At 69.5% G+C, this 3,250-nt stretch carries 1 protein-coding gene; it reads left to right on the forward strand.

The window, feature by feature from the left end:
* Positions 1-3,250 (forward strand): amino acid adenylation domain-containing protein (locus OK17_RS17190; RefSeq protein WP_461418165.1); only part of this gene is annotated, 3,250 nt, incomplete at both ends.

The raw sequence follows: 3,250 nt of genomic DNA on the forward strand, positions 1-3,250 counted from the left end.
GCCGCCGGTGAGTCGTGTCGAGTCTCGGCCCGAACGGATTCCGTTGTCGTTCGCCCAGCAGCGCATGTGGTTCATCAACCAGATGGAACCGGAGCTGGCGACATACAACATCCCGGCCGTGTTCACGCTGTCCGGCGAGGTCGACGTGGACCTCCTGCGGACGGCGACCGTCGATGTCGTCGCCCGACACGAGATCCTCCGGACGACCTTCCCGGCCGTCGACGGTCTGCCGTACCAGCACATCGCCGAGCCCGCGGATGTTGCCGAACGCCTGGACTGGCGGGTCGTGGCCAGCGCCGACGAACTCGCGACCGACCTGCGTCGCGGGTTCGATGTCGCGCACGAGTGGCCCCTGCGTGCCCGCGTTCTGCTCACCGGTGACGGGCGGGCGACCTTCGCCCTCGTCGCCCATCACATCGCTTTCGACGGTCAGTCGTTCGGTCCGCTCGCGACCGATCTCTTCGCCGCCTACGAAGCGCGAAGCCGTGGCGCAGCACCGGAGTTCGCTCCTCTCGACATCCAGTTCGCCGACTACGCCCTCTGGCAGCGCGAGGTGCTCGGCGCGCCCGAGGATCCGGATTCGGTGCTCGGCGGACAACTCGCCTACTGGCGAGACCGACTCGCAGGCCTGCCGGATGTCCTCGAACTGCCCGCCGACCGGCCCCGGCCGCTCGTCGCCAGCCACCGGGGCGACGTGCTCACCTTCGGCATCCCCGCCGACATCGGCCGCCGCGTCGATGCCATCGCCACCCGGCACGGCGCGACGCGGTTCATGGTGTTGCATGCGGCGTTCGCGGTCCTGCTCGCCCGTCTGACGGGTACCCACGACATCGCGGTCGGTACGCCGATCGGTGGCCGCGGGCAGAGCGAGCTGGACGCCATGGTCGGCATGTTCGTCAACACCCTCGTGCTGCGAACCGAGATCGATTCCGCCAGCGGGTTCGACGCTGTTCTCGACCGCGTCCGAGCCGACGACCTCGATGCCTTCGCGCACGCCGAGGTGCCGTTCGAGTCGGTGGTCGATGCGGTCAATCCCGTTCGCTCCGAGGCCTTCTCGCCTCTGGTTCAGGTCATCCTGTCGGTCGATCCGATCGGCACCGACGTCAGCGGTGCCGCCACGGTCAACGGTTTGACGGTCGCCCCGGTGGACATCACCGAGGCCCCCGCCCAGGTCGATCTCAATCTGACCGTCTCCACCGGTTCTGCCGACGAGGACTGGTCGGGAATCCTGACCTTTGCCACCGATCTCTTCGACCGAGGAACCGTCGAAGAGATGTCCCGGTGGTTCCTCCGCCTGCTCGACGGTGTGCTCGCATCCGAGCAGACCGCCGTCGGGGACATCCGGCTCCTCGCAGCAGAACAGGATCAGGCACTGCTCGCCGGGTCCGTCGGGCCGGCGGCGTCCGCCGCGGAGGAGACGATCGCCGATCTCGTCGGTGCCCGCGTGGCCGACTCCGCCCAGTCCCTCGCGCTCGTCACGGGGGAGCGCACGCTGACCTACGGCGAGTTCGGACTCCGCGTCGCCGCGGTCGCCCGGACGTTGATCGCCGAGGGCGTCGGTCCGAACACGGCCGTCGGCGTCGTCATGCGCCGGTCTGCCGGCACCGTCATCGCGGTGCACGCCATCATGGCAGCGGGTGGCCAGTACGTCCCCATCGATCCCGACACCCCGGCCGACCGCGCGCGGTACATGGTCGAGACCGCCGGTATCGGACCGGTCCTCGTGGAGAAGGGACACCGGCCCGTCGAGGTTCTCGATGTGCTCGACGGACGGTCGCCGATCATCGAACTCGACGCCGATGCACCGCTTTCCGCAGACGCGGCCCCGCTGTCGCCTTCCGAACGACTCGCCACACTGCGTCTCGACGACGCCGCCTACACGCTGTTCACCTCCGGCTCCACCGGCAGGCCGAAGGGTGTGACCATCTCGCATCGGGCCGTCGCCAACTTCGTCGCCTGGTTCGATTCGCTCATTCCCGCCGGGCCCCAGAGGCTGCTGTTCAAGACGCCGCACACATTCGATGCGTCGGTCCTGGAGCTGTTCTGGCCGTTGACGGCGGGGCAGACGATGGTGGTCGCGGACGCCGAAGGTCACCGCGACCCGAACTATCTCGCCGACGTCATGGCCGAGACCGGCGTGACCGTCGCCCAGTTCGTGCCGTCGCTGCTCTCGGTGTTCCTCGACGTCGTCGATCGACCGGATCTGCTCACGGGGCTGCAGATGCTGTTCAGCGGCGGCGAAGCCCTACCTCCGGCGGTTCTGCGGCGGTTCACCGAGCGCGTGCCCCACGCCCGGGTGGTCAACCTGTTCGGTCCCACCGAGGCCGCCGTCTACACGATGTCGTCGGCACTCGACGAGCCCGTCGACGTCGTGCCGATCGGTCGACCGATGCCGAACACCACCGCCTATGTGCTCGATGATCGCCTGCACCCGGTCCCAGACGGGGTGGCCGGCGAACTCTACCTCGGCGGTGTCCAATCCGCGCGCGGTTACGCGGCCCGGCCGGACCTGACCGCAGAGCGCTTCGTCGCGGATCCGTTCGGGGCCCCGGGAGCGCGGTTGTACCGGACCGGTGACCTCGTCCGCCGACGCCGCACCGGCGATCTGGATTACCTGGGCCGCACCGACTTCCAGGTGAAGCTGCGCGGACAGCGACTCGAACTCGGTGAGGTCGAGTCCGCGATCGCCGACGCGCCCGGTGTCGTCCACGCCGCGGCCCGCGTCGTCGCCGGGCCGGGCGGGGACCAGCTCGTCGGCTACGTCGCCCCCGCGACCGTCGATCTCGATGCCGTGCGCACATCGCTCTCGGACGCGCTCGCCGAGTACATGCGCCCCACCGCGTGGGTGCTCCTCGACGAGATGCCGCTGAACTCCGCCGGCAAGGTCGACCGCCGTTCGCTGCCCGAGCCCGAGCTGGAAGCGGCCGAATACGTCGCTCCCGCTTCGGAAGCCGAAGAGGCGATCGCCTGCGTGTTCGCCGGGCTGCTGGGCGTGGAGCAGGTGAGTGTCACCCAGTCGTTCTTCGACCTGGGCGGCAACTCGCTGTCGGCGATGCGTCTGACGTCCCGGGTGTCGGATGCCCTGGGTGTCGAGGTGACGGTCCGCGATGTGTTCGATGCCCCGACGGTGCGCGAGCTCGCCGAAGCAGTCCGGGGGCGACGTGCCCCGCTGCCCCCGGTGGCCCGGCCGGAGTCGCGTCCGGGGAACGTCCCGCTGTCCTTCGCGCAGCAGCGGATGTGGTTCATCAAC

The organism is Gordonia sp. GN26 (assembly GCF_054823965.1).